General features: G+C 53.5%; 21 protein-coding genes and 1 pseudogene. 9 read left to right on the top strand and 13 right to left on the bottom strand.

The genetic code is table 11. From position 1 onward, the window contains the following. Positions 1-184: 184 nt before the first annotated feature. The 3 genes from BMZ66_RS21970 to BMZ66_RS21960 are packed head-to-tail and all read right to left on the bottom strand — an operon-like array spanning position 185 to position 1,365. Positions 185-814 (bottom strand): IS3 family transposase, encoded by a 630-nt coding sequence (locus BMZ66_RS21970; RefSeq protein ID WP_177204852.1) that lies wholly within the window; start codon positions 812-814, stop codon positions 185-187. Positions 815-826: 12 nt separating this feature from the next. Continuing rightward, positions 827-1,066, bottom strand: coding sequence for a hypothetical protein (locus BMZ66_RS21965; protein ID WP_092678477.1), 240 nt, complete (start codon positions 1,064-1,066; stop codon positions 827-829). Beyond that, on the bottom strand, positions 1,063-1,365 hold the full coding sequence (locus BMZ66_RS21960) for a transposase (RefSeq protein WP_092678474.1): 303 nt from the start codon (positions 1,363-1,365) through the stop codon (positions 1,063-1,065). Before BMZ66_RS21960 ends, BMZ66_RS21965 begins: the two co-directional genes overlap by 4 nt. Positions 1,366-1,543: 178 nt before the next feature. Here BMZ66_RS21960 and BMZ66_RS21955 point away from each other — a divergent pair, with 178 nt between their 5' ends. After that, a complete protein-coding gene (locus tag BMZ66_RS21955; protein WP_092678472.1) occupies positions 1,544-1,738 on the top strand; it encodes a hypothetical protein in 195 nt (64 codons plus the stop codon). A gap of 232 nt (positions 1,739-1,970) precedes the next feature. On the opposite strand, the gene BMZ66_RS21945 is transcribed toward BMZ66_RS21955, so the two are convergent. From BMZ66_RS21945 to BMZ66_RS21935, 3 genes are all read right to left on the bottom strand, one after another. Next, a complete protein-coding gene (locus BMZ66_RS21945; protein ID WP_143080351.1) occupies positions 1,971-4,211 on the bottom strand; it encodes a LysM peptidoglycan-binding domain-containing protein in 2,241 nt (746 codons plus the stop codon). 952 nt (positions 4,212-5,163) lie between these two features. Further along, complete coding sequence (locus BMZ66_RS21940) at positions 5,164-5,916, bottom strand: LytR/AlgR family response regulator transcription factor (RefSeq protein WP_092678466.1); 753 nt, start codon at positions 5,914-5,916, stop codon at positions 5,164-5,166. Next, positions 5,916-6,929, bottom strand: coding sequence for a sensor histidine kinase (locus BMZ66_RS21935; protein WP_092678464.1), 1,014 nt, complete (start codon positions 6,927-6,929; stop codon positions 5,916-5,918). Before BMZ66_RS21935 ends, BMZ66_RS21940 begins: the two co-directional genes overlap by 1 nt. 457 nt (positions 6,930-7,386) lie before the next feature. Here BMZ66_RS21935 and BMZ66_RS21930 point away from each other — a divergent pair, with 457 nt between their 5' ends. From BMZ66_RS21930 to BMZ66_RS21890, 8 genes are all read left to right on the top strand, one after another. Continuing rightward, positions 7,387-9,921 (top strand): carboxypeptidase-like regulatory domain-containing protein, encoded by a 2,535-nt coding sequence (locus BMZ66_RS21930; RefSeq protein ID WP_177204851.1) that lies wholly within the window; start codon positions 7,387-7,389, stop codon positions 9,919-9,921. Positions 9,922-10,007: 86 nt separating this feature from the next. Beyond that, on the top strand, positions 10,008-10,760 hold the full coding sequence (locus tag BMZ66_RS21925; RefSeq protein WP_092678460.1) for a GLPGLI family protein: 753 nt from the start codon (positions 10,008-10,010) through the stop codon (positions 10,758-10,760). A 1,093-nt stretch (positions 10,761-11,853) separates the two neighbouring features. Beyond that, positions 11,854-12,747, top strand: a complete 894-nt coding sequence (locus tag BMZ66_RS21920) for an ABC transporter ATP-binding protein (RefSeq protein WP_234795204.1) — start codon at positions 11,854-11,856, stop codon at positions 12,745-12,747. Positions 12,748-12,763: 16 nt separating this feature from the next. After that, the gene (locus tag BMZ66_RS21915) at positions 12,764-14,329 is read left to right on the top strand and encodes a hypothetical protein (protein ID WP_143080349.1); all 1,566 of its coding nucleotides are present in this window, start codon (positions 12,764-12,766) and stop codon (positions 14,327-14,329) included. 940 nt (positions 14,330-15,269) lie between these two features. Then, entirely contained in the window at positions 15,270-15,440 is a 171-nt protein-coding gene (locus BMZ66_RS26475) for a transposase (RefSeq protein WP_092678451.1), read from the top strand. A gap of 335 nt (positions 15,441-15,775) precedes the next feature. Continuing rightward, positions 15,776-16,003, top strand: a complete 228-nt coding sequence (locus BMZ66_RS25870) for a transposase (RefSeq protein WP_214607049.1) — start codon at positions 15,776-15,778, stop codon at positions 16,001-16,003. 583 nt (positions 16,004-16,586) lie between these two features. Beyond that, positions 16,587-17,234 (top strand): hypothetical protein, encoded by a 648-nt coding sequence (locus BMZ66_RS21895; protein WP_143080348.1) that lies wholly within the window; start codon positions 16,587-16,589, stop codon positions 17,232-17,234. Positions 17,235-17,326: 92 nt separating this feature from the next. After that, positions 17,327-18,112: an HTTM domain-containing protein gene (locus BMZ66_RS21890; RefSeq protein ID WP_143080347.1), complete on the top strand. Its 786-nt coding sequence runs from the start codon at positions 17,327-17,329 to the stop codon at positions 18,110-18,112. A 301-nt stretch (positions 18,113-18,413) separates the two neighbouring features. Here BMZ66_RS21890 and BMZ66_RS21885 read toward each other — a convergent pair. From BMZ66_RS21885 to BMZ66_RS21855, 7 genes and pseudogenes are all read right to left on the bottom strand, one after another. Then, positions 18,414-18,716: pseudogene (locus tag BMZ66_RS21885) on the bottom strand (DDE-type integrase/transposase/recombinase); the annotation flags it as partial. Positions 18,717-19,043: 327 nt separating this feature from the next. Then, on the bottom strand, positions 19,044-19,277 hold the full coding sequence (locus tag BMZ66_RS21875; RefSeq protein WP_143080346.1) for a hypothetical protein: 234 nt from the start codon (positions 19,275-19,277) through the stop codon (positions 19,044-19,046). Between the two features lie 54 nt (positions 19,278-19,331). Further along, positions 19,332-19,469, bottom strand: coding sequence for a hypothetical protein (locus BMZ66_RS25630; RefSeq protein ID WP_177204849.1), 138 nt, complete (start codon positions 19,467-19,469; stop codon positions 19,332-19,334). A 955-nt stretch (positions 19,470-20,424) separates the two neighbouring features. Further along, complete coding sequence (locus BMZ66_RS21865) at positions 20,425-20,772, bottom strand: hypothetical protein (RefSeq protein WP_092678435.1); 348 nt, start codon at positions 20,770-20,772, stop codon at positions 20,425-20,427. 226 nt (positions 20,773-20,998) lie between these two features. Next, positions 20,999-21,301 (bottom strand): hypothetical protein, encoded by a 303-nt coding sequence (locus BMZ66_RS25280; protein WP_143080345.1) that lies wholly within the window; start codon positions 21,299-21,301, stop codon positions 20,999-21,001. Positions 21,302-21,777: 476 nt separating this feature from the next. After that, a complete protein-coding gene (locus tag BMZ66_RS21860; protein ID WP_092678433.1) occupies positions 21,778-22,026 on the bottom strand; it encodes a hypothetical protein in 249 nt (82 codons plus the stop codon). A gap of 434 nt (positions 22,027-22,460) precedes the next feature. Next, positions 22,461-23,210, bottom strand: a complete 750-nt coding sequence (locus BMZ66_RS21855) for an SDR family oxidoreductase (protein ID WP_092678431.1) — start codon at positions 23,208-23,210, stop codon at positions 22,461-22,463. Positions 23,211-23,256: the final 46 nt, after the last annotated feature.

The following is a 23,256-nucleotide window of genomic DNA, read 5'->3' as shown; positions in this document are numbered from 1 at the left end:
GGCTCTGTGCAGGTAACGGTCCGGTCCTACTGTTGGCTAAAGGGCAGGCGTCGGGGATCATCGCCGACGATTTGGGCTTGGACGAGGCGACGCTTTACCGCTATGCCCAGGTATGGCAGCGCCTGAGGCTGCCCTCGGCGGGGTTGGCCGCCCTGAGTTGGGAAGTCAAGCTGAGGTGGTCTAGCTAAGCCGGACAGAGTTGGGACGTTGTTTGAAGCTGGGTTTCGAAGTGGTTGGGTGAGCAGTAGCCGAGGGCGGAATGGCGCCGTTCAGCGTTGTAATAGGCGATGTGATGACTGATTTCGAGCCGGGCTTCGGTCAGTCCGGGGAAACTGCCGCCGTCGAGTAGCTCGGCCTTGAAGCGGCTCCAAAACGATTCCGCATGCGCGTTGTCGTAGCAGTTGCCCCGCCGGCTCATGCTCTGCAGCGCGCCATGTTGGGCAACCAGGTCTTTGAAGCGGGTGGCCGTGTACTGGCTGCCCTGGTCGGAATGCACGACGAGCCCGGCCGGGGGCCGGCGCACGACCAGGGCCCGGCGCAGGGCCTCGCTGACCAGGTCTTCGGGCATCGTGTCGCGCACGTCCCAGCCCACAATCTTGCGCGAGCAACGGTCCAGCCACACGGCCAGGTAGAGCCAGCCGCCGCCCTGGCGCGGCAAATACGTGATGTCGCCCACCCAGACCCGGTTCGGGGCGGTGGGGGCCGGCTGGCCCAGCAGGCGGTTGGGGGCGGCACGCACGGCCGGGTCCGAATCGGTGGTGCGGGGCACAAACGAGCGCGGCTGCTGGGCGCGTAGCCCATGGGCTTTGAGCACCCGGCGGATCCGTCAGCGGCCGACGGTGTAGCCCTGGGCCTGGACTTCGACGCGCAGTCGGCGGGTGCCGTAGCGCTGGCTGTGGTGGGCAAACGCTTCGCGCACCGCCACTTGCCAACTGGGCTCGGCAACGGGGCGGCCCTGCTGCCGGCGCCAGGCATAGTAGGCGGCCGGCGCCACGCGCAGCACCTGGCAGAGCTGGCGCACCGGCACCCGCGCCCGCTGCCGGGCAATGTGCTGGTACACGCTCACGGGGTCGGCTGGGCGAAGATGGCCAAGGCTTTTTTTAAAATATCGAGCTCTTGTGCCAGCCGTTTGTTGGCCGCGCGCAGGGCGCGCACCTCCGGGTCGCGGGCCACTTCCGCACTGCCCACCTCGGCCACGAGCTGCGCCTGCTGCCAGCGGTAGAGCAGCTTGGGGCTGATGCCCAGCTGCTGGGCCGCGGCCTGCGTGCTGCGGCTCTCGCTGGCCAGGCGCAGGGCCTCGACCTTGAACGCCTCGTCGTACTTGCGTCGTTTATCGGGCGACGACCCGCTCTTTTTTGCGGTCATAACAGAAGAAATATACGTCCTTCTTCTGTCCGCCTAGCTTAGACCACCTCAAGCAGACGCTGTGCCCCGACGTGTAGGCCGTTGGCGCGGCGCTGCGGTGCTATTGGGGCGTGGAGTACTCCGTGTCGGGCCTTGCGCAGCAGTTGCACTGGCAATCAGACCGCGTAATCAGGGCACCATGATGAGCATTGACGACCTGTTAATCCCGCGTCATCCCCTGCTACGACTGTTGGAGCAGCAGGTTGACTCGTTGCATCGGCTACCGGAGAAAGAACGCGCCGAGCAGGCGCAGTTGTTACGCATGGGCAATGCGGCGTATTGCTACCATCACTTAGCGGAGAGCCGCCTCACAAAAGCCGATTCTCAGCTGTGATTGGTCGGGTTGCCGCACCGCATGCGGCAGGCAATGGCGACCGCTGAATTCGCGGCTGCCGGCAGCAACAGCTGGACAAAGCAGCCTAACTTGGGTTCACCCCACGGGGACGAGATTTCCGGCGCTGAGCGTAGGATTATGTCCACTTACGAAAAGAACTCCACGTTGTACTTGACCAGATACAGCTGTCCGTTGGCAACCATTTTTTAATAAGGCTCATGCAAAGGCTTGGTTAGGCGTGCACGAAGAACGGGGGATGGATGTGGCCAAAGCCATTTGCTAATTGGCCAATATTGAAATTATGACCTCCCGCTTGCGCGATGGTAGGGCCCGCGTTCCCTACAATCCTTCCAGGACGCACAATAACGGTGTGGCCATGACCAGTGGGGTTGTCCCAGATTGCTACCGCCGGTTTGCCTTCATTGGCGTACTGCTGGGCCTTAGCGGCATCAGCGGGCTCCCAGCCCTGGGTTTTGATGCCGTGGTTTAGCATCCACTCGTACCCCGCGTCAATGTTGATTTCGAGGGCCCCCGGTGCTTTAGGTTCGGCAATGGCACCATCGCGCATAACCCAATGCGGGATGGCGCACCCCATTGCACGGGTGACGTCCCAGACGAAAATATTGCAGAAGGTGCAGCCATCACGTGGCAAATAACGTGGATTAACACCAACGGCAAATTGGTTGATGACTTGGTTGTAAAGGGCCGCGCTGCGGTGAGACTCCGTGCTGGTTATAGGCGGGAAAATCAACGCGGAACTGTCCAACAGGGTGGAGCCAGGAGCTGGCTCCTTTCCATTAAACTCGCCCGCAACGGGAGCCGAGGCCGTGGCGGGAGCGGGTATGTTGATACGTTCACCCACCTGAACTAAATTGGGGTCGGTAATATGCTGATTTTCCGACAGCAGCTCGGCTAAGGTCAGATGATGGCTACTGGCCACCGTGCTGAGCGTATCGCCTAGCTTGATCTGGTAGGTTTCAACTGGCGCTGAGTGAACTACCGGGACTGGCGCCGGAGCCGGAACTACCACTACCGGGACCGGGGCCGGGACCGGAGTGGGAGCCGGAGTGGGAGCCGGAGTGGGAGCCGGAACCACCACTACCGGGGCCGGGTCTATGTCAACCTCCACCGGTTGCAACGGCTGCGCCACGACTGGTACCGGGGAACCGGTCCCTTCCTGCGACTTCAAGCCCAGGTAAGTGGCGCTGCTGAGGGCCAGCAGCAGGATTTCGTTGTCGGTCCATTCGGGCAAGGCCACCGTTTTGTAAACCGTGCGCACGAAGAGGTACCCCATCAGCAAGGTGAAGGCTAGTTGCTGCAGCCGGTGCATGCTCACGCCCTGGTCGTCGGAAACCACGTCGGTCCACCACCCGCGGCTGGTGTAAGGCAATGCGCGCGCCTCTCCGTCCGGGGCCACGGGGCCGGAGTCTTTGCCCAGGGCGCTGCTCAGGCCGGCGGTGCCCGCACTAACGCCCAGCAAAGCCAGCGTGGTGGTGGAAACCGTGGGCTGCTCACCCGTGACGCAGTAAATGAGCAGGTACCCGCCCAGTATCAAAAATGTCCACCACGCGAGTTGGCATTTGGCGAGGCTGAACTCCAGCAGGTGCCCGGTGGGAATCTCGACTCCCTGTGCCGAGTCGCGCAGCATCCGCGAATGCCACCCCAGCCGCAGGATAACAAACCCGAGCAGGGCCACGGCCGCCAGCCCGGCATACAGAGCGATGGGGCGAATTAGCTTGATGCGCACGGGCTGTCCGCTTAGCGGATAAGTGTCGGTGATGACCCGGTCCGCGTAGCCCAGCCCGATTTTCCCGGGGTGCATGAATTGCCAGGGCGAGGCGTAAACCACGTTCCAATACGGATACGTGCTGGGGCGGCGAGTTAAGTGGAAGATAAGCTTGGTGAGGGTGTCGGCGGCGGTGACGGGCAGGTTATAGGCCGATTGCGGTCCCAAACCCACGAGGGGTGCATCGTCGATGTAGAGGATAAACGCGTTGGCTTTCGCGCGGGCCTGATCGGGGGTGAGCCCCTGGGCCCGCAACAGGGCTTCGTGGCGGCGCAGGTAGGGCACCAGGCCTGTCACTTCCATGGTCAGGTAACTATCCAGGGCAAATACGGAATCCTGGGAACGGTCGCCGGCCTCGTATAAAGCCATGATGCGGGGACGGGCCACGGGCTGAACCACGACGACTTCTTCCTTGGTTGTTCCAACCGGGGCGCTCGTTGGCAGGGCAGTGAATGGCGTAGGCGATGCAGCGGGTGCCAGCGGCGGAGTGCGTGTAGCGGGCAGCGATGGCGCAGCTTGCGCGGGATTTATACCTGGGGCTTGTTGAACCGCGGTGGCCGGCGTTGTCGCCGCGGTCTGGGCCAGGCCCTCATGCTTGGCTCCCAGCGTCAACAGCAGGAGCAAGGTGACGGGCCGTAGCGCACCGTAGCGCAGTTGGACAAGCCAATTAGAGTAGCTACATTTCATAAGCAAGGGAGAAGAGTAGATGGATAGACAAATGGAAAGTGCCGGCAAATAAGCGGGGCCTCTGGGAGCGGAAGCACAGGCTGGACCGCTCACGCCGAGTTTACTTTAAAGTCCCTTACCCGCGCGATGCAGGGGCCGTGCCACGCAATGCCGTGATTGGTCGCTAGGGCCAAGCCCCCCGCAGCACCGCCGCCCGCCTGGTTTCTTCGTCCGGCATGGAGAGGGAAAAGGTGGGCGGTAAAACTACGCCGCCGGGTGCATTTCCCCGCGCCGGTGCCCCGTGTGCTTCGCCGTAAAGAACGGGAACCGCCCCGCCTGTGGCCAGGGCGTTGGCCGGTCTTGCACACCCCATCTGCCGAACGAACCCGTCAGTTTGCGGGGGCGTTCAGTTCACACAAACGGTGGTGGCTGTTGCAGAAGTCCTTGTTGGCTTCTCAAATTGGGTTGTTGCGTTCGTAGCTGCCTAAAAACGGTGCTTTTCAGGCTTGGTTCTCCAGTTAGCAAGCGCTTAGGCGGCTGTGCTGGTCCTTGCGTTGACTTCTGCAACAGCCACGGTGGTTTTTCTAATTGCCTGGCCGAAATTATTGCCGTGGCGCGTAAGGCCTCTTACATAAGCAACTTGCTGTTATTCAGTCACCATGCTTGCTGCTCGTTGCCAGAACAAAGTAGTACAGACGCAAACCGAAGAGAGAATGTTCTGCGGGTTGCCTTGCCCCAAACCACTTCGAAAACCACTTTCAAACAACGTTCCAATTGTGTCCGGCTTAGCTAGACCACCTCAGCTGTTGCCGGACGAGACAAGAGCCGTCAGGCTGGGGGACGTACCGAACGCGAGTGATTCAAAGGTAAGCCCCGCGGTCGCCGGTTGCCTCCCCACTGCCTCACACTTTTTGATGCTCTCAATGTCTCTCCGGTACCTCCAATTGTAGGTTTGAAAGAACGTCGTAAACGTTTACGCGCCTGTTAAACGACGCAGCACGCCCTGTCGGTAGGTGCTGCCAATGGGCAACTCTCGGTTGCCCACTCGCAGGCAGTTACCCTGGATACCCTCGATGTGAGATACGTTCACTAAGTATGACTTGTGGACGCGCACGAACTCAACTGTGGGCAGTTGAGTTTCTAAATGTTTGAGAGTGTCTGCTGTAAGTATGATGCGGCCCGATAGCAAATGGCACTTAACAAAGTTGCCGTAGCCTTCAACAAATAACAGTTGGGTCAATCGTACCCGCTCGGCGCCGCTGTCCGTCTTGAGAAATAAACTCTCACTTAGTGACGCGCTGCTGATGGGCGTCATGGTGGGCGGCTGCGGCGCAGTACTAGCCAGCGCGGCCGCCCGCAAGCGCCCAATAGTCTTGGCAAACCGCTCGAAGCGAATGGGTTTGAGCAGGTAGTCGGCCACCGCTAGTTCGTAAGCGTCAAGAGCGTAGGTCGCGTGGGCGGTGGTGAGCACCACGGCTGGGGCTTCAGGCAAAGCTCGTAGCAACTCTAAGCCTGTAAGGCCGGGCATGTCCACATCTAGAAATAGTACGTCGACGGGCACAACCAGCAGGTGCTGCAAGGCTTCCGCACCGTCATAGCACGAGCCAGCCCAACTCACTAGGCCGGGTAGACGAGCTAGGTAGGAGCGCAACACGGTGTGGGCCAAGGGCTCATCATCGATGAGCAAGCAGCGCAGCGGCGCCAAAGTAGGCGTTGGTATCTGCATTAGAACAGCAGCGTCAGCGTGGCGGAGTAGTGGTTGTGACGGGCCTCAAGGGCGAGGTGATGGCGCGAACCGGGATAATATTGGGCCAGTCGAGCGCGCAAAGTAGGCAGCCCCATCCCCGAGGGGACCGGTCGAAAGTGTACCGGTATGCTATTATCGGTGCGCAGAGTCAAACCGGCTTCTGTTTGGGTGAGGCAGATGCGGATGGAATTCTGGCCACCCGGTCCTAAAGCGTGCTTAAAGCAGTTCTCGACTAGCGGCAGCAGCAGCAGGGGTACCAGCGGACGTTCGGGATGAGGCAAGTCTACGGTAAATTCGACGCAGGTATTGGCACGCAGACGCAGCTTCTCCAAGCCCACATAGTTGGCTAAGTACTCAGCTTCGGTGCCGACTGTCACCTGATTCTGACGAGTGCTGTCAAGCTGATAGCGCATCAAGCCAGCCAGTTGCAGCAGCGCCTCAGGTATATGATCAGGTGCAACCAAGCTCAGGCCGTAAAGGTTGTTAAGAGTGTTGAATAAAAAATGTTGATTCACCTGAGCTTTGAGCAGGTTCAACTCGGTCTCAAGCTGTTGAGCGCGCAGTTGCTGCATCTGCAAATGACTCAAGATACCCCGTCGGGCGTAACGTGCACTCGTGGCAAGCAGTACTCCCAACGCGACATTAGCTACCCCCAGCCCTATGGTTAATTCATGGCCCCCTTGGTCATGTAGGATGCGCTGCATGAGACGAGGGCTCACAGACAGCAAAACGCCACCCGCTAGGATGGCAGTCGCCGTGGCCACAGCGTACCATAAATAACGACGGCGGTCTAACAGGTAAGTAAGTAGCCAGAAATGGCCGTATATAACCAGGGCAAATACCCCTATACTAAGCAACGAATAGCTTACTCGCTCCCGGGTATGGAGTGGGTCAGCGTCCTGCCAAATCAGCACGCCTAGCATCGCCAGCACCAACAACCATCCTATTCCGTGGCGCACGGCCTGGAGATTCCAGAAATGTGATTTGCTCATGCTGCAAAGCTATGGGGTGGTGTAAAGCTTCTCAAACTAATATGACGAACGGCGTTGGTCCGCGCGGATGGGGCGTTGGTCACGGATGCAGGCCAATTGGTCACAAAAAAGATGAGCGTCGCTTGACCAGCCATACATTTGAGCTATCATCAGAGCCTAGTGTAATCTTCCTTACGCTTGTTTTCTCCACAGTTCACTTGGCAAGCATTATTCGGTACTTCTGCTATTAATTACCTGTTAAGTAGTTAGATTGTCAGCGGGCAACGACTTCCTAAACTTTCACTGTATGCTTAGTCACCCTCTGTTACATAATACTATTGTCCTGTATGATTTGCCGAATAGTGAGGAATTGTGTAGTTATCAACACGTTAAGAAATCATTGTAAAGGGGTGTGAGAATAGGCTCAATGAACACACCACGCACAGTTTTCCTGTTGTTCTTTTACCTGATGTGGTCGATGGCTGTTCGTGCTCAGTCAAATGCGGAGGTAGCAGGGTGGGTGCGCGACGCGCAAGGGCAAGCCTTGCCTGGAGCAAACGTAATCGTTTATGATGGGGCTCATAATATTATCGCCTTTGGGTCCAGCAGTGTGGATGGATCATATAAAGTAAATTTCGACACTGCTACTGCCCAGCGGATAGCGGCTAGTTTTATCGGTTACACAACAGTAGAATTGTCGCTGGACACACTCTTACTAGGCCAAAGTCGTGCTAACCTTTCCTTTTCTCTTTTGGAAGATGTAAATCTACTGGGAGAGGTCATAGTCAGACAGGAGAACGTGAGACAAGATACTGTTGGGCTAGACTTGAAGAACTTGAACCTAACTGATAACAGCAAATTAGAGGAAATATTAAAAAAATCAGTGGGTTTTCAATTAGCTGAGGGCGGAGCAATCCTTTACAGGGGAAAGAACATTGAAAGAATAATGGTGAACGGCAGAGAAACCTTTGTCCATCAAAACAGCCTGGCGCTTCAAAGTATCGAAAACAGGATGATAGAGGAAATGAGTATTATTAATAACCACAAGAATAAATTCTCATTAAACTTCGATGAAGCAGAGGAAACTGTGCTGAACATCAAGACTAAACAGGAATTTAAAGACATTGTAACTGGCTCTTTGCTCGTTGGTTATGGGCTACCCAATAAGTTTGATACGCAGTTGAGAGGATTTTACTTTTCAGAAAATGTTAATGCCTTCGTTTCAAGCAATAATAATAACATAGGCAAAAATCTGGTAGAGCTTCGAGACCTTGCGGCAATATTCAATAGCCAACAAAGCTTGTCTGATTTTCAGTTATACTCGCTGTCTAACGCATTTAGGATAAATGCCAATAGATTAAAAGATTTTCAATCAACAAGCAATCTAACATTGCGCAAAGAAAATGATAAGTTTAGGGTTAGTGCTGTTATATATTCGGTCAATCCGAATACACTTAGCAGTGTGATTACCAAAAACTCTACTTTGAGCAATCAACCTCTTCTAAATTCGAGCGAGCTTACAAGTGCTAGGACAACTTCTTTCTTTTCCGCTATCGATTTAGACTACAGATTATCCAGTAATAATATAATAAAATTTCAGTCTAGAACAGACAAAATATGGGATAGCGGAAGTAGAAACGCCCAAAATGATGTATTCGTGAGTAACGTATATAATAGCGTATTATATGACTACTTAAGCAATACCACATCATCACAAAATGATTTATTTTACAATTCCAAGCTGAGCAAGAAACTGCTTTATAATGCCTCTGTGTCTACCTACGTAGAACGCACCAAAGTATCAAATACTATTCTGGATAAGGAACTGGCTACGTATTTGTATGACCAGCATATCAAATTAGATACCGAAACGATTCTGCTGAGTAACTCTCTTAGCTACAACATGTCACGCCACTTGCTACCGGTATTGGGGGTGGTGGTGGGCACTTCAAAACAAAAGATAACTGACCTAAACCCTGTGGAGCATGATGTAAGCAGAAGAGTAACTGATGTCACTTTCTCTGCTTTGACAACGGGACGCAGTTTATCGGCTAAACTAGCTTATAGTGCAAGCCTAAAGGTCAATAAGTACATACTGGGCAACAGACAAGGCGTTTTCATGCCGTTTGCAGTTTCAGCCGAGTACGAAAACAGATTAAGCCGGCTTTCCTTTAGCTCGGAGCGCAAGAGAATATTGAATCCTTTGAGTTCAGCAATAACCACGAATAGACTGTACAACCGCATCATTAAGGGTAGCAAAGAGCTGCCTCAGGCAATTAGCTTTTCCACTATAAGCAAGGTGGACTACACGTATACCAATGTTTTCCAAGGCAGAGCTTGGGGCGTTAGTTTGCGTCTAGAAGACTTCAATAACAGGCTTAGCCAAAGTCTGCTTGAGGTTACCGACAGGGGGATCAATACCTTCCGATTGTTTGAAACGCCCAAGGCTTACGAGAGTCAAGCTACTCTTCGGGGCTCTAAAACCATTTTCAAGTATTTGTATCCGACCAAACTCGATGGAGAAGTAAGTTATATCAACAACAATTTTCCTACCATACTCTCGAACGCACAAGTAGACGTTAGAACAAAGAGAGTAGAAGTCGGCGTTCTGCTGGAAACAATTAGTAAGCATGTACTAAACTTTGAAGCGTCTAATAGAAATTCTGTTTCAACAACACGAGTTGGATCAACTGACCTTAGAACGACTTCTTTCGACAACACTCTATCTATACTCTGCTCAAAATCAATTTTTGAAAGTAAGCTATCATTTGTTTATAATATGAGCATACTCTTGGGACAACAGTACCAACGCAAAAACATTAATTGCCAAGCGAACTTAAACCTAAAAAAAATAACATTAGGTCTCGAAGGCAGAAATATTGGAGACCTAATTGGACTGTTCAACAACACGGCGTATGATTCACGCCTTTTCGTCAACGACGGCATAAGTAGTACTTACATCATGGACAGGGCACTGAATTATATGGTTGCAAGCGTGAAATACACCTTTTAGTAATCATAACTGGCCTACAATTGCATGACCGTGAGCACTCAGATATCACAAACCTCATTTCTTTTTCCCCTTCATTTTTTAAATTCATGAGAATCTCCTTTTTATTTGCCGTATCGGCTGCCCTTGTCTTGAGTAGTGAAGCGGCCTATTCCCAGAGTACCAAGCCAACAGTCATAAAGGTCTCCTACGTAACATCACCGCTTTCCGCAAAGATGAGCGCTATGATCAAAGGCCAAGTATCTGACCCTCAGCAATATGCGGCTATCATCCAACAGTTGTCGGATGTTAAGATTTACCACAGCCTCTACGTTGATATCAAGACCAACGAATCAGTGTATAAACTTGACTCTGTTAAGGAGGTCAAGGGCACAAGCATTGCTGGACAAGTCATATTTTGCCATAAAGACCCTTTAGGTAACTTCACGGGCCAAGAGACATTCACGGGGTCCGAGTACTACTTCAACGGCAAGGCACAAACGTTGCAGTGGGACATAAGTAAGGAAAAAAAGACGATTGGAAAGTATAGTTGCACAAAGGCCACATTAAAAAACTCACCCGATGTGAGTGTTTGGTTTACAACTCAGATTCCAATTGGCAATGGACCGGCATACTATTACGGCCTGCCTGGATTGGTAGTAGAGGCTGACAGCTATTTCGAAAGTTGCTCGATTTCACAATTTGAGTATGCAACTGACAAGGCTGTTTTTTCAGCTACTGTGGCAAAATATCAAGCTTTGGGTAAAGGCAAGACAACCATGCCGTTGGCGTTAGTCATTGCTTCCAAACAAAACTTTATCACGATGGCTGAAAACAAGATAAAACAAAAGCAGAGTAAGTAAAGGGCTTCTCAATGACGCGAACTCAGGCAGGCTTAGCGGGCGACTCCAGCCACTATTCGGTCCAGCTAGGGTGATGTGTGGACATTTTGGGCGAGCTAGTGCTCGAAGTATGGTGGTCTTGGTAGCGAACGCAGCCCACCAACGTTTCCCAGTGTATAGGCCCGCATTCGGTCTGTATCTGTAAGCGTGCGGGGCCGTGGCGGAGGGTGTGTAAGAAACCTGCTGCCCCACACAATAGAAAGTGGGAGCAATTTAGGTGGTTTTCTGCGCCAATAAAGACCAAGTTATGCCCACTGACACGCAGTGGGTGCGGCTTTTGCCTTTGTTGCTGGATCAGCGTGTCCGCTTGCGCAATTTATTAGCGCAGGTAGCTCGCGTCGTGGGCCTTACCGGTTGAGAGCTTGTCACAAGGCACCGGAGCAACAATTGATCGCTGGGACAACTAAGGCGCGGAAACAGTAGCAATCCACAGCAAGTTGGCCGCAAGCTGAATACAGGTTAGTAAACAGCTATCGCATTTGCCGTAGCGAGTGTCCAATCGGCGAGACTGCTTGACTTTAGCGTAGCTGCGCTCAACTACGTCCAACTGCTGGCCAGCGAGCAAGCCGCGTCGCCAGGCTACCGCTTAGCCTTAAGCAGAGCCTGCGTGCCGTGGGTCGCCAAGCATTAGAGAATGGCATGAGGGTCGTAGCCGCACTTAGCGATAAGCCGCCGGGGAAACAACTCACTGAGATCCATCAACACGTGGTGTAATATAATAATGCCGAGCGTCCACTCCGCCCTCTGCTACTTCGCCCCCAACAATTTCAAAACACGTCCCAATTGTGTCCGGCTTAGCTAGACTATTTAACATGTAGAACGGGCTCTACTGTTCCCACACCCCTAACCCCTCTACTCCCTCCCTGCGGTAACAAGGCCCAAACATAGGATTCTCTAAACTTGAGTGGCACTTAACGGTTAGGCTCTGTCGCTTAACTTGCAACCAGAGCCCCATCGATTAATCCCAAATATTTTTTGGCAAAATTTCGGGAATCATTAAGTTGATCAGCTTCTCATCGGCTCACGAGTGCACATATTATTTACCAGGCTCCCCGTGTCCACCCTGATTAGTTCTTCTGAAGCCTTGCTACAAATTGAATCTGTGGCTTTCCGTTATGGGAAAGGCCCAGATGTGATTGCTGGCTTGAACTTGGACCTGCATCCTGGTATCCTAGGATTGCTAGGGCCTAATGGGGCAGGCAAATCGACACTTTTACGTATTCTAGCTACGCTGGCTCGTCCCAGCCACGGGCGAGTCCTCTGGCAGGGAACTGACATAGCCCGAGAACCAAATAAATTGCGCCAAGATTTAGGATATTTGCCCCAGGACTTTGGCGTGTATCCAGCTTTGAGCGCGCGAGAGTTTTTGCACTATGTAGCTGCGGTGAAAGGGCTGCCAGCAGCCAGCATAACAGCTAGGGTTGAAGAGTGCTTAGCCTTAGTTGGCTTGTCAGACGTGTCGGACAAGCCGTTAGGCAATTTCTCTGGGGGAATGCGGCAGCGAGTTGGTATCGCCCAAGCTTTGCTTAACGACCCCAAGTTATTGATATTGGACGAACCCACTACGGGCCTCGACCCCACTGAACGACTACAGTTTCGTCACTTGCTCACTGACTTAGCTGGGGAACGCCTTGTGGTGCTCTCGACCCACATTGTCTCAGATGTGGAGGCCAGCGCTACCATGTTGGCAATCATGGCGCGGGGCAAATTTCACTTCCAGGGCACGCCTCAGGAGCTACTGAATCGAGCCAAGGGCAATATATGGGACTGGACTATTGCTGCAGATTGCTTAGCTAGCGTGCGTTCGCAGCACCAAGTTAGCAATTCAACAAGGCTGCCGGAAGGTATACGGGTGCGCATAGTAGCCGCTGAAGCCCCCGCGCCAGACGCTTTGGCCGTGCAGCCTAGTTTAGAGGATGCATATATGTACCTAAGTGTTCAAGCCTAGCACATTAGCAAGTAGCGTGATAATTACAGCAAGTTTTTTTCAAGTTTTCAGAGCTATTCTAATCGCCGACTGGCGTGAACGCAGTCGATCCAAACAATTCTGGGGCGTTTTAGGATTGTTGATGATAAGTAGTTGGTGGTGCTTCCCTCCCGCTAACGCATCTTACCTGACCCTGGCCTTTGATGGCGTGTATAGAGGGCAATACTCCAGCGCTTGGATTGGAATGGTGCTGGCTTTGGTGTACTCAACGTTACTATCGTTAGTGGGTTTTTATTTGGTTCGAGGCACGTTAACTCGTGACTTCGATACTAATGTATGGCAACTGCTAGCCTCTTCTTCACTAGTGCGCCCAGTGTACGTACTGGCCAAATGGGGCAGCCATATGTTAACGCTGAGTCTATTCGTGGGGATAGGGTTAGCGGTCGGCCTGGGGGCGCAGTTGGTACGCGGTGAGGACCACGTTATCGATTTACTAGAATTGATAAAGCCCGTGTTGTTACTGGGCTTGCCGGCTTTAGCAGTCACGGCCATGTTTGCAGTATGGTTTGATGTGTTGCCCTGGTTACGGCGAACTCGGGGTAATATTATCTATTTTATTATATGGATTTGTCTGCTAACGGGCTCAATACAGCAAACGGCTTCCCCTGTTTTAGACTTACATGGCTGGAAACGTGGTCCTGATGGTATTGTTAGTTTTTGGCGTGCTATTAAACGCGCCAACCTGCCGGAATTGGACTCCAAAAGCCAAGGAGTCCAAAATCTGACTGTTGGGTCAGCATCTAGAGAGGCGACTTTAGTACGCTTCTCCTGGACTAGCTGGCACCCCCAGATCGGCGACATTGTCGGAGCGGGGTTTTGGATTGGGCTTGCTTTATTAGGAACGCTGCTCACCAGTCCATTTCTAGATTGGGCAGCAAGCTACCCTACTCAACCTGAATTAGTTCAGGATTCCTTAGCCAATGGGCACCGATTACGATGGCTTGAGGTACTGCTCTCGCCCCTTCAGTTGACGGTTTTGGGCACCCTGCTGTCGATAGAGTTGCAACTGGTATTGCGGGCGCGGAAAACATGGTGGTGGCTAACTTTTGCCAGCGTGTTGACGGCACAAGCAGTGGGGCCTAAAGCTGTTATCAACTTGGCGGCACTGGCGGCGTGGCTGCTACTACTGGATGTTTTTAGCAATGCCCCAGTGCGTGAGCGCGACACTGGCACCGCCGCCTTCATATTTAGTGCTGCGAGAGCAAGTCGTCGGATTTTTCTAGCACGTTGGCTACTATTGCTTGTATTGGCCTGGGGGGGGACATTGATTGTTATATCGCGTCTGTTCACAACCATGCCGATGGCTGCTCTAGCTACGGTGGTAGTTGGGCTATCACTGGCCAGTTGGAGTTTAGCTTTAGGCGCGCTTACTCGTTCGGCACGGCCCTACGAATTGCTCTTTGTTGTGTTGGCCTACGCCAGTGTCCAGGATGCCCCAGTCCTGAATATATCCAGTGATTCTTGGGCCACGATAAGGTTGCACTTGCTTCTAATGCCATTAGCTGCCGGTGTATTCTTGCTATCATGGCGTCGACTACGGTAGCAGTGAGCCGGTAGTAACCCTACGGTCACCTGCCTACGGTCCTAAGCCACGTGTTTGAAGCGGAAGTACTTTCGGGGGTGTTCTCAGTTAGGTGGGTAATTTCGGATCATAAACGCAGACCGCACGTTGCTAATTGATTTGATTTAGGCGGAGTTGTCACCCTTGCTACCGGGCCAAGCACATTGTCGAGGCACAACGGCGTGCGATACGCGCGGCTTTGGAGCACGTGCGCAGTCTGACGGGTCGGGGCCCCTGCACCTAGGCCTCTTGCACAGGGTATACGTAAGCTTTGCGTGCTGGCGTCATTCGGGGGTGTGGGAGCGAGTCGCCCACTAGCTTACTGCCCACAACCGCCGAATCCCCCACCCATACCAGTGCCTAGTGCAACTCGACTCAACCAGCATATGCTTTCACCAGCACGCGGCCGGCGCGGCGAAAAAAAGGCCCGCAAGCCATCGGTCTCAGCCAGGGTGGGCGCACCAGAAAGCTTCGCTTAAGCGGCCATGGAGCGGACAATGCGCTAGGCTGGGTGCTGAAGCCGGGCTCCAGCCGACACGGCTTATGACAGTGATGCGTTGCGCGGTCTTATTACCGCCGGGGACATCGCCGTCATCCCACCGAACCAGCGTCGGCGGCAAGTGCCACATTATGACAATTGTGCCTATGCCAAACGCCATTATATTGAACAGGCTTTTAACAAGCCAAAGCAACTTTGGCGCCTAGCCACCCGCTACGACATACTCGACACCTCATTCCAAGCCTTTCTCTGCGTCCGCATCTGAACCCTATATCTCAACTGAGATCACGCGCTAGGCTTAGCATTAAGTCAACAGCATGAAGCCCAACCGAAAGGCTCATAGAGCGTGTTGGGGAATTAGGTGGGGCAAAAAGAAACGAATCAGTAAGTTGCGGCGGGGGTACCTAGGCTCCCGTACGCTTTATGGTTGACGGCTATCAACCCCTTACTGACCCGCAGTGGCAAGTTATGGTCCTGCTGCTGCCCCTGCCACGCAAACGCCGCCTCTGCTTGCGGCAAACTGTTGACGCCGTGCGCTATATCTGCCGAATTGGTTGTCAATGGCGCAGCCTGCCAACTTCCTTCCCCACCTGAACGGCGGTGTACTACTATTTTCGGCGCTGGCAGCACAACCGAACCTGGATACGGCTCAACGAGGGGGTAAATCGGGCCGACCGGGCCGCTGCGCAGCGGGCACCGTTGCCGTCGCTCGTGTACGTGGACAGCCAAAGCGTCAAACTGGCCCCGCGCATTTTCGAGCACCGGGGCACGGACGGCGGCAAGCGTGATAACGGCCGCAAACAGCGACTGGTCACCGACGTAGGCGGCCGCATTTTCGCCTGCCGCGTCCACGCAGCCAATGGCCACGGCGGAGTACAGGCCCAGGCGCTGCTGGCCAATGGCCTGAGTGGAGCGGGCGCTTGCAAACGGTGGTCACCGACCAGGGCTATCAAGGCCGCTTTGCGCGCCACCTGCGCGCCTGCGGATGGGCCCACCAATTGGGCAGCCGCCCGCCCTCGGCCCTTGGCTTCGTGCTCGTCGCCAAACGCTGGGTCGTCGAGCGCACCTTTGCTTGGCTCAACTACTGTCGCCGGCTGGCCATCGACTACGAACTCACGCCCGCCAGCCACGAAACATGGTTGCTGCTTGCCAACTAAACCATGTGCCTCAACGGGTTACACCCAAACTAAATGCCCACACGCTCTTAAGGAACAAAAATTATCTCATTAATTATCAGAAGGTTACATATAGAAATCCAGTTTTTCATTAATTTTTTTGCTATCGTTTATTTTAATATGTACTTTTCCGATGTGAACAACAATGTTCACAGTAAATCTACCCGCAGATGAAAGCTAAAGCATTTCTACTGACGCTAGTAGCCGCATGTGGCCTAGCATCCTTCTCCTCAAAAGGAGAAACGACTGTTGTCGTTACCGATGTTGTTAAGCATTCGGCCGTAAAGTCCGAGCTTGCCGTAACAGCAATGTCCAATACGTTCATTACGAACTGCTACGTTTACACTTGTGACAACGTACCCCCTGTTGTTGTTACACCCCCTGCTGCTCAATAAATCAATTATTTTTTACGTTTTTGACGGTAGTTCTTGCCTAACTCAACACATTTTCGACCTTTTAATGCAAACGTGTTAGGGGTTAAGACAGACAAGGCGTGAAATGAAAATCCCTCATCTAGTTAAAGATGAGGGATTTTTTATTGTTTTTCTCGCATAAATATTTCGATATGAAAAAGAGAATTGCTATTGCACTGTTCGCAATCTATGTCGTCAACGTATTGTACTTTTCTTTAAATACTTTTATCAGTGCTTCTCTATATAATAGAAATGGATATTACTACTTGTTCCCACAGTACAATTCATTTGTAAATGGAGACAACATAATTGGTAGAATTTTTTACACCTTGCGGCTCAATGCTGCATACTCTTTTTTTGGGAGAGGGCTAGCAGAATCCGTGGAGATTAATTTTAATTTTTATGATAAAAATGGTCTTTTAATAAAAAAAGCGAAGTTCGCACATGGGTTTGAAAGTGGTAGCGGGCAAATGAGAGGAAATACTCTTTCCAACAGACTCTCATTCTCACTAATTTCCAAAATTGAGTCGGGGAAAAACCAATTAAAATTTAAGAAGGTTTCTTCAGTCGAAACGCACAATATAAACAAAGAGATAAAGCGTAGCGATGAGATCCTTGAGGAATATCTTAAAAGAATGGGAGTCTTTGTCGGTCATAAAATAGGCAACTGGCACAAATTTGACGCAAATATTTATTTCATACTTCCGAGCAAAATTGGAACTTACAACAGCAAGGGAGGACCCAGTTTAAGAAAGCATTTTTTGTACAAAAGCGTAAAATTTACAAGCGTTGAGAAATGAATGTTGAACTTGAGGCCAGCGTCGAAACGCGCACTAATGCATCTAGAATTGGGTTCACCTCTTTCTTCAGAATAGGGGTATCCTTTCTATGTTTGACTCAGATAGTCAGTTATGGACAAGATTTTGATAAAATTTTCTCCGGTCACATTATCCCTTTAGACTTAATGTCCGCAGGAATAGGAAAACTGGATACAACCGTTAAAGATTTTTATGACTTTGCCTATAGTTCGGTAGGGAACAACAACACATTTTTATATTTGAAATATACTTATGTAATTTCTTTGTTAATGTTGTTGTTGGGTATACTAACAAGGCCTGCTGCGGTATTTGCGTTTATATGCAACTACTGCTTATTTTTTGGTCAAGAGCTTGTAACTAATGGCTACGACATATTTATGTCAAACTCCTTATTGTTTTGCAGCTTGTTTAGTGTGCATAGAGGGCTCTCTTTGGACCAATATTTTTTTTCCAGAAACAAGAATGCAGGTAAAGAGTCATACTTCTTAAGAAAAGTGCTGAGGGTGACTTTGTGCGTAGTTTATGTGTTTTCAGGGTTATCCAAAGCTTTTGATGGATTGGGCTGGTGGAATGGTGAAAAAATGCTAACTGCTTTGCATTTCAATTCATCTAAAAGCTCTTTTGAACTTATAGATTCAATAAGCAATTACCCCTTACTGCTCGTGGCTGGAGGTATAATAACTGTTTTATTGGAATTAGCTTATCCATTAATCTATTATGTCAAAATTCGTAAATACATGCTTTACTCTGTAATAGCTATGCATGTAGGGATTGCAGTTATGCTTAACTTAAACGCTTTTTCTATGATAATGATCATTTGGAATATTACAGCCTTCTATGATTTTGATGAGTTTGATTGATTGATTCTGTTTAGTAATGGGGTTAATGAAGGGTGATTTTTAAAATATTCTGCTCAATAGCTATTTTGATGCGGTGGTCGCTGGTTGGGTACTTGTTGAACGAGCGCGAGCGCTGCACGAGTACTCCACATCAGTGGCGCAGTCTGCCTTTGAGTACCTCAACCATTTACCCGGTTTGCCCACGACTTGGGCCGGGGCCGGCAGTACCTGCGGGTAGGCCCGCCAGGCATAGATGAAGTCGCGCGTGTGCCAAGCCCGGGAAGCTGCCGCCGTCAAGCAGTTCGGCTTTAAAGCGGTTTCAAAAAGACTCGGCGTGGGCATTATCATAGCAGTTGCCGCGTCGACTCATGCTTTGTTGCGCACCGTGGCGAGTGAGCAAGGCCTTGAAGCGGGTGGCCGTGTACTGACTGCCTTGGTCGGAGTGCACAATGAGTCTGGCCGGGGGCCGGCGCACGATCAGGGCACGGCGCAGCGCTTCGCTGACCAAGTCTTCGCGCATCGTGTCGCGCACGTCCCAGCCCACGACCTTGCGCGAGCAGCTGTCGAGCCAGACGGCTAGGTAGAGCCAGCCGCCGTCCTGACGCGGCAAATAGGTGATGTCGCCCTACCGGGTACGACCCACCCAGATCCGGTTCGGGGCCGTGGGGGCGGGTTGGCCCAGCAAGCGGTTGGCGCGGCGCGCACGGCCGGGTCCGAGTCCGTGGTGTGCGGCACGAACGAGCGGGGCTGCTGGGTCGTACCCGGAGGGCCCGCAGCCCATGGGCCTTGAGCACGCATCGGATGCGCCCACGGCCGCCGCGTGGCCTTGGGCCTGCACTTCGACGCGCAGCCGGCGCGTGCCGTAGCGCTGGCTGTGCCGCCCAAACGCTTCACGCACCGCCACTTGCCAAGCCGGCTCGTCCACCGGCTGCTGCCGGCGGCGCTGCCACGCTTAGTAGGCGGCCAGGGCCACGCGCAGCACCTGGCAGCGCTGACGGACCGGCACGCGGGCGGCCTGCCGAGCGATGTGCTGGTAGGTGCTCACGGGGGTCGGCTGGGCGAGCCTGCGCATTAAGCAGGCACTGGCCAAGGCTGTATTTAACATGTCGAGCTCCTGCGCCAGCCGCTTGTTGCCCGCGCGCAGGGCGCGCACCTCCGGGTCGCGGGCCACTTCTTGGCTGCCCACCTCGGCCACGAGCTGCGCATGCTGCCAGCGGTAGAGGAGCTTGGGGCTGATGTCCTACCGGGTACGACTCAACTGCCGGGCCGCGGCCTGCGTGCCCCGGCTTTCCGACGCCAGGCGCAGGGCCTCGGCCTTAAAAACCTCGTCGTACTTGCGTCGTTGGTCGGGCGACGGCCCGTTCTTTTCGGCTGTCATAACAGAAGAAATACACGTCTTTTTCTGTCCGGCTCCCCTAGACCACCTCAACTCATCGGCCCCCAGGGTATAATTCGGGTCCGCCAGCCCTCGCCCGTTCGGGCCGTCGCCGGGCCCTGCCGCGGACGCTCTGGGTTCGCGGCAGGGCCCGGCGACGGCCCGGCTCCCCGGCCTTCGGTAGCCGAGGGCGAACGGCAAGGTTAAGTTTACGGCGCGCGAGCAGTGCACCGCGATGCGCATCCGCGCCGCCTCGCTTACCGAAGCTCGGAGGAATCCGGGCCGCCTGTCAGTGAATGTACTCGTGGCGCTGGCCGCGGCGATGGGAAAGCCTCTTGGACGTCTTGCAAGACCTGCTAGTGAAAGCGTGCGCGAAGAAAAAAAGAAACGAAAAAACGTGCAACGCGGCTCCCACGGCCGAGAATTGAGGTGGTCTAAGCTAGGCAGCCGGGCTGCAGGAGGCGAAGCTCGCCAAGAGCGGGGATGCTAATCCAACGGAGCGCTATTTTAAAAGGTTTTAATTAGCACAAAACCCACAAAAGGGTCACTTTAGTGCCAAACCCTCAGCTATTTAAGTACTAATCCCCTTCAGTTTCTGAAGTGACAAAAGGCCGCCCCCGAATCAGGGAAACAAGGGTATAAAAAGGTTCTTGCGCAGTGGGAAAATGTGCTTTTTATTACTTATTATAAGGTGGTTAAATGATTTTTGTAGATGCGCGGCCAGGGTTAATCATTGCGTCCCGATTCATGCTGCAGGTGAATGGACCCATCGGGTACCTTGCCGCCGACAGCCCACACGACCTCGCGCAGTTGCGCTGCGTTGAACATGAGCACTCGGCTCTAGCTGCGGGCCTCGGCAGACGTGTCGATGTTGACCTCATCCAGTCGGATATGGGAGACTATATCTCTAAAAATTAGCCTGTTTGATGCAAAAATGGATAAAAAGATTTCAGAGCATTTAGTCCCGCGGAGCGACGGCGGAATTCTTTTGTTGCTCCAAATGCCGGCTCAGGCAACCCAGGTAGCAATTGAGCGCTGCCAGCAGCTTGGGCTTGTGGGTCGTGAAGCAGGAGTTGAGCCTGGTCGGCCCCACTGCCAGCAGGCGTTGCAGCCGCGTCACGGCCGTGACGTGGGGCTGGTACAGAGGATTTTCCAGCTTTGGGAGTTGCTGGAGGTGCCCGTAGGCCAGCACGGTATAGTCGCTGATGGAGGGCACGTCACGGCGCAGGGGCTTGGCCAGCACCAGCACCTTGTTGCGTAAGGCGAGCAGGGCGTGGTAGTTTTCTTGTAAACAAGCAAGGTCCATGGGGTAGATGGGAGTTGATGTATGCTCGGGCGGGAGGGCCGGGGAGGGTGAGGAAAGGACTACTGTAAGGGGTGGTGGGGAGCGGGCACGGTGCCGCTCGGTGGACCCTATCTTCTTCCTTCAGGCACCGGGCTAGGTTCAGGGAGATGGCTTATTAGGGCGAGGGTAGACGTGGTGGGCGAATCAAAACGATTGTTAAACTTTTGTTAGCCCTACCCCCGACCAACTATGGCAAAGGATAGTTAGACTCTCGTGCGTGAATACTAACTTTTTGCCGTTTTGTTGGGCCCACGCCTGTGTGGGCTACAGCATTATCCGCAAACTGACGCGCCTGCGCGGCAGTTAGGGATTGAGAGGTGCCGCAATACATGCCACTAGGCCATTGATAGTTACCTACAGCGCCCAAAGTTGTGGAATCTACGGTTGTTCGGTAACCCTGTTGTAGCATTTTGTCGTGCAAGGTGTCGTAAATGGCTTGGGATTCGGCTGGCAAAACGCCATGGAGTTCAACCCGGGTAAAAAACAGCATATTGGCAGAGAAAATGGATGAAGATGTGCGTTGCGATGAATTTGGTCGGTTCTACCTCCCATGCAGGAGGTAAGTGGTCATTTCGTTGAAAGCAGGGCTTCTGCCATTACCAACTGTTGGCGGAGAGCATTAATTTCTTGTTTGAAGAGCGCGAACTCGTGTTCAACGGCCTGCTGTTTCTGGTCGTTGTTAAGCGCTCAGGATCTGGTCACCTTTGATATGGACCTCATCGGCCACGTTGCCGGTCAGTTGTGGGGTGTTGCTGCACTTTATAACTAGCTATTCTAAAACTTTACAATAGTAAACCGTGCATCGTGAGCATTTAGCGATTGTTTGTGCGCTTGATGCGGAAAGTAACACAGCTGGCTGTGAAAGTCGTCCATCCTGATCAACGCTCCAACATCTGCCGTTGCTCTAATCGACCTTACGGCCTTGCTAGCTCAAACCTGCACCTGCACTACAGCCGAATGAGATAGTCACGGGCTTCCTTCGGCCACTGCCGGCGCTGGGCATCGGAAACCGCGCCCGCCGTCAGGAAGGGGGTACACCATGACCAAGCGATGCCGCTGCAGGTCCTGCGCGGCGTTCAGCGGAGCGGTCCGCAAGGACTGGAGCAGTTCCATGGCCGCAATGGCGGCATGGGCCACTGGGTCCTCCGGCCCGCTGGCTTCGAGCAGCGCGGTGTAGAGCGCGTCAACGCGGCTGACGAACTGGTAGACGCTCATTGCTACATAGAATAAACAAGCTATTCAAGCCTGCGCCTTTTCCCACTAATGCCCTGCTGGACAAGCAATACCCATTATTACTTTCCTGGGAGGTGTGCGAAAGTATCCCCGCCTCCTCGTGCGGTCGCTTTGATGCCGCCCGTCGAACCCGCGCAAGAAGACCTGCTAACCAGCATGCTGACAAGGCAAGGCGAAAGCTTGGGACATCGGCCCGTGCGGACGGACAACTGCGGAGACGATTGGAAACAATGCCCCCGAGGCAGTAGGCCAACGCGGCGTGGCCGCCGGGGCGTCGCACGGCCCAAAGGAGGGAAAGGCAATGCTCACACGGTGCGGACAAGCCCCGCATTTGTCGCTGTCCGAAGGAGGGCGCAGGCGATAGCCCAAGGTGCCTACTGTAAACCCTGGCGCGGGGCGCAGCCCCGCGCCAGGGTTTACAGCGTGCCCAGGCCGCCGGCGGCAATAATCTCAACACCCGTCACGAACGACGAATCGTCGGAGGCGAAAAAGGTGGCGACGGTGGCGATTTCCTGGGGCTGGCCGTAGCGCTTCATCGGCACTTGCTGGGTATAAGCCTGCGTAGCTTGCTCCTGCTGCTCGGCCGACATGCCCATCTTGCTCATAATGGGCGTGACAATGGGGCCAGGGCTGATGACGTTGACGCGAATGTTGCGCTCGAGCAGTTCCGTGGAGAGCGTGCGCGAGAGGGTGGTCAGCGCCGCCTTGGTGGCCGAGTACACCGACGATCCCGCCCCGCCCAGGTGAGTGGCGACCGAGGAATTCAGGATGATGGAGCCGTGGTCGTTGAAGAGCGGCAAGAGCTGCTGGATGGTGAAGTAGGCGCCCTTAACGTTGATGTTAAACTGCTCGTCGAAGAAGGCTTCATCTACTTGGGCGATGGGGGCGACGAAGGCCACGCCGGCATTGACGAAGAGCACGTCAATGCGCGCGTGGTGAGCTTGCACCTGGTCGGCTATTTTGAGCACATCGGCCATGCTAGCCGTGTCGGAGACGATGCCCACGGCCTGGTTGCCGAGTTGGGCAGCGGCCTCTTGCACGGCCTGCGGGTTGCGGCCGGTGATGACGACATGAGCGCCCTGGACAATAAATTCCTGCGCGGTTGCGAAGCCAATGCCGCTGTTGCCACCCGTGATGACGGCAACTTTATTCTGCAAACGGTTCATAAAAAAAGAAGAAAGTGGTGAGGGCCTCGGGCTCCGGCCGCGAGGA

It is taken from the genome of Hymenobacter arizonensis (genome assembly GCF_900115775.1).
Classification (GTDB): domain Bacteria; phylum Bacteroidota; class Bacteroidia; order Cytophagales; family Hymenobacteraceae; genus Hymenobacter; species Hymenobacter arizonensis.
This window is presented reverse-complemented; position numbering and strand designations above follow the sequence as displayed.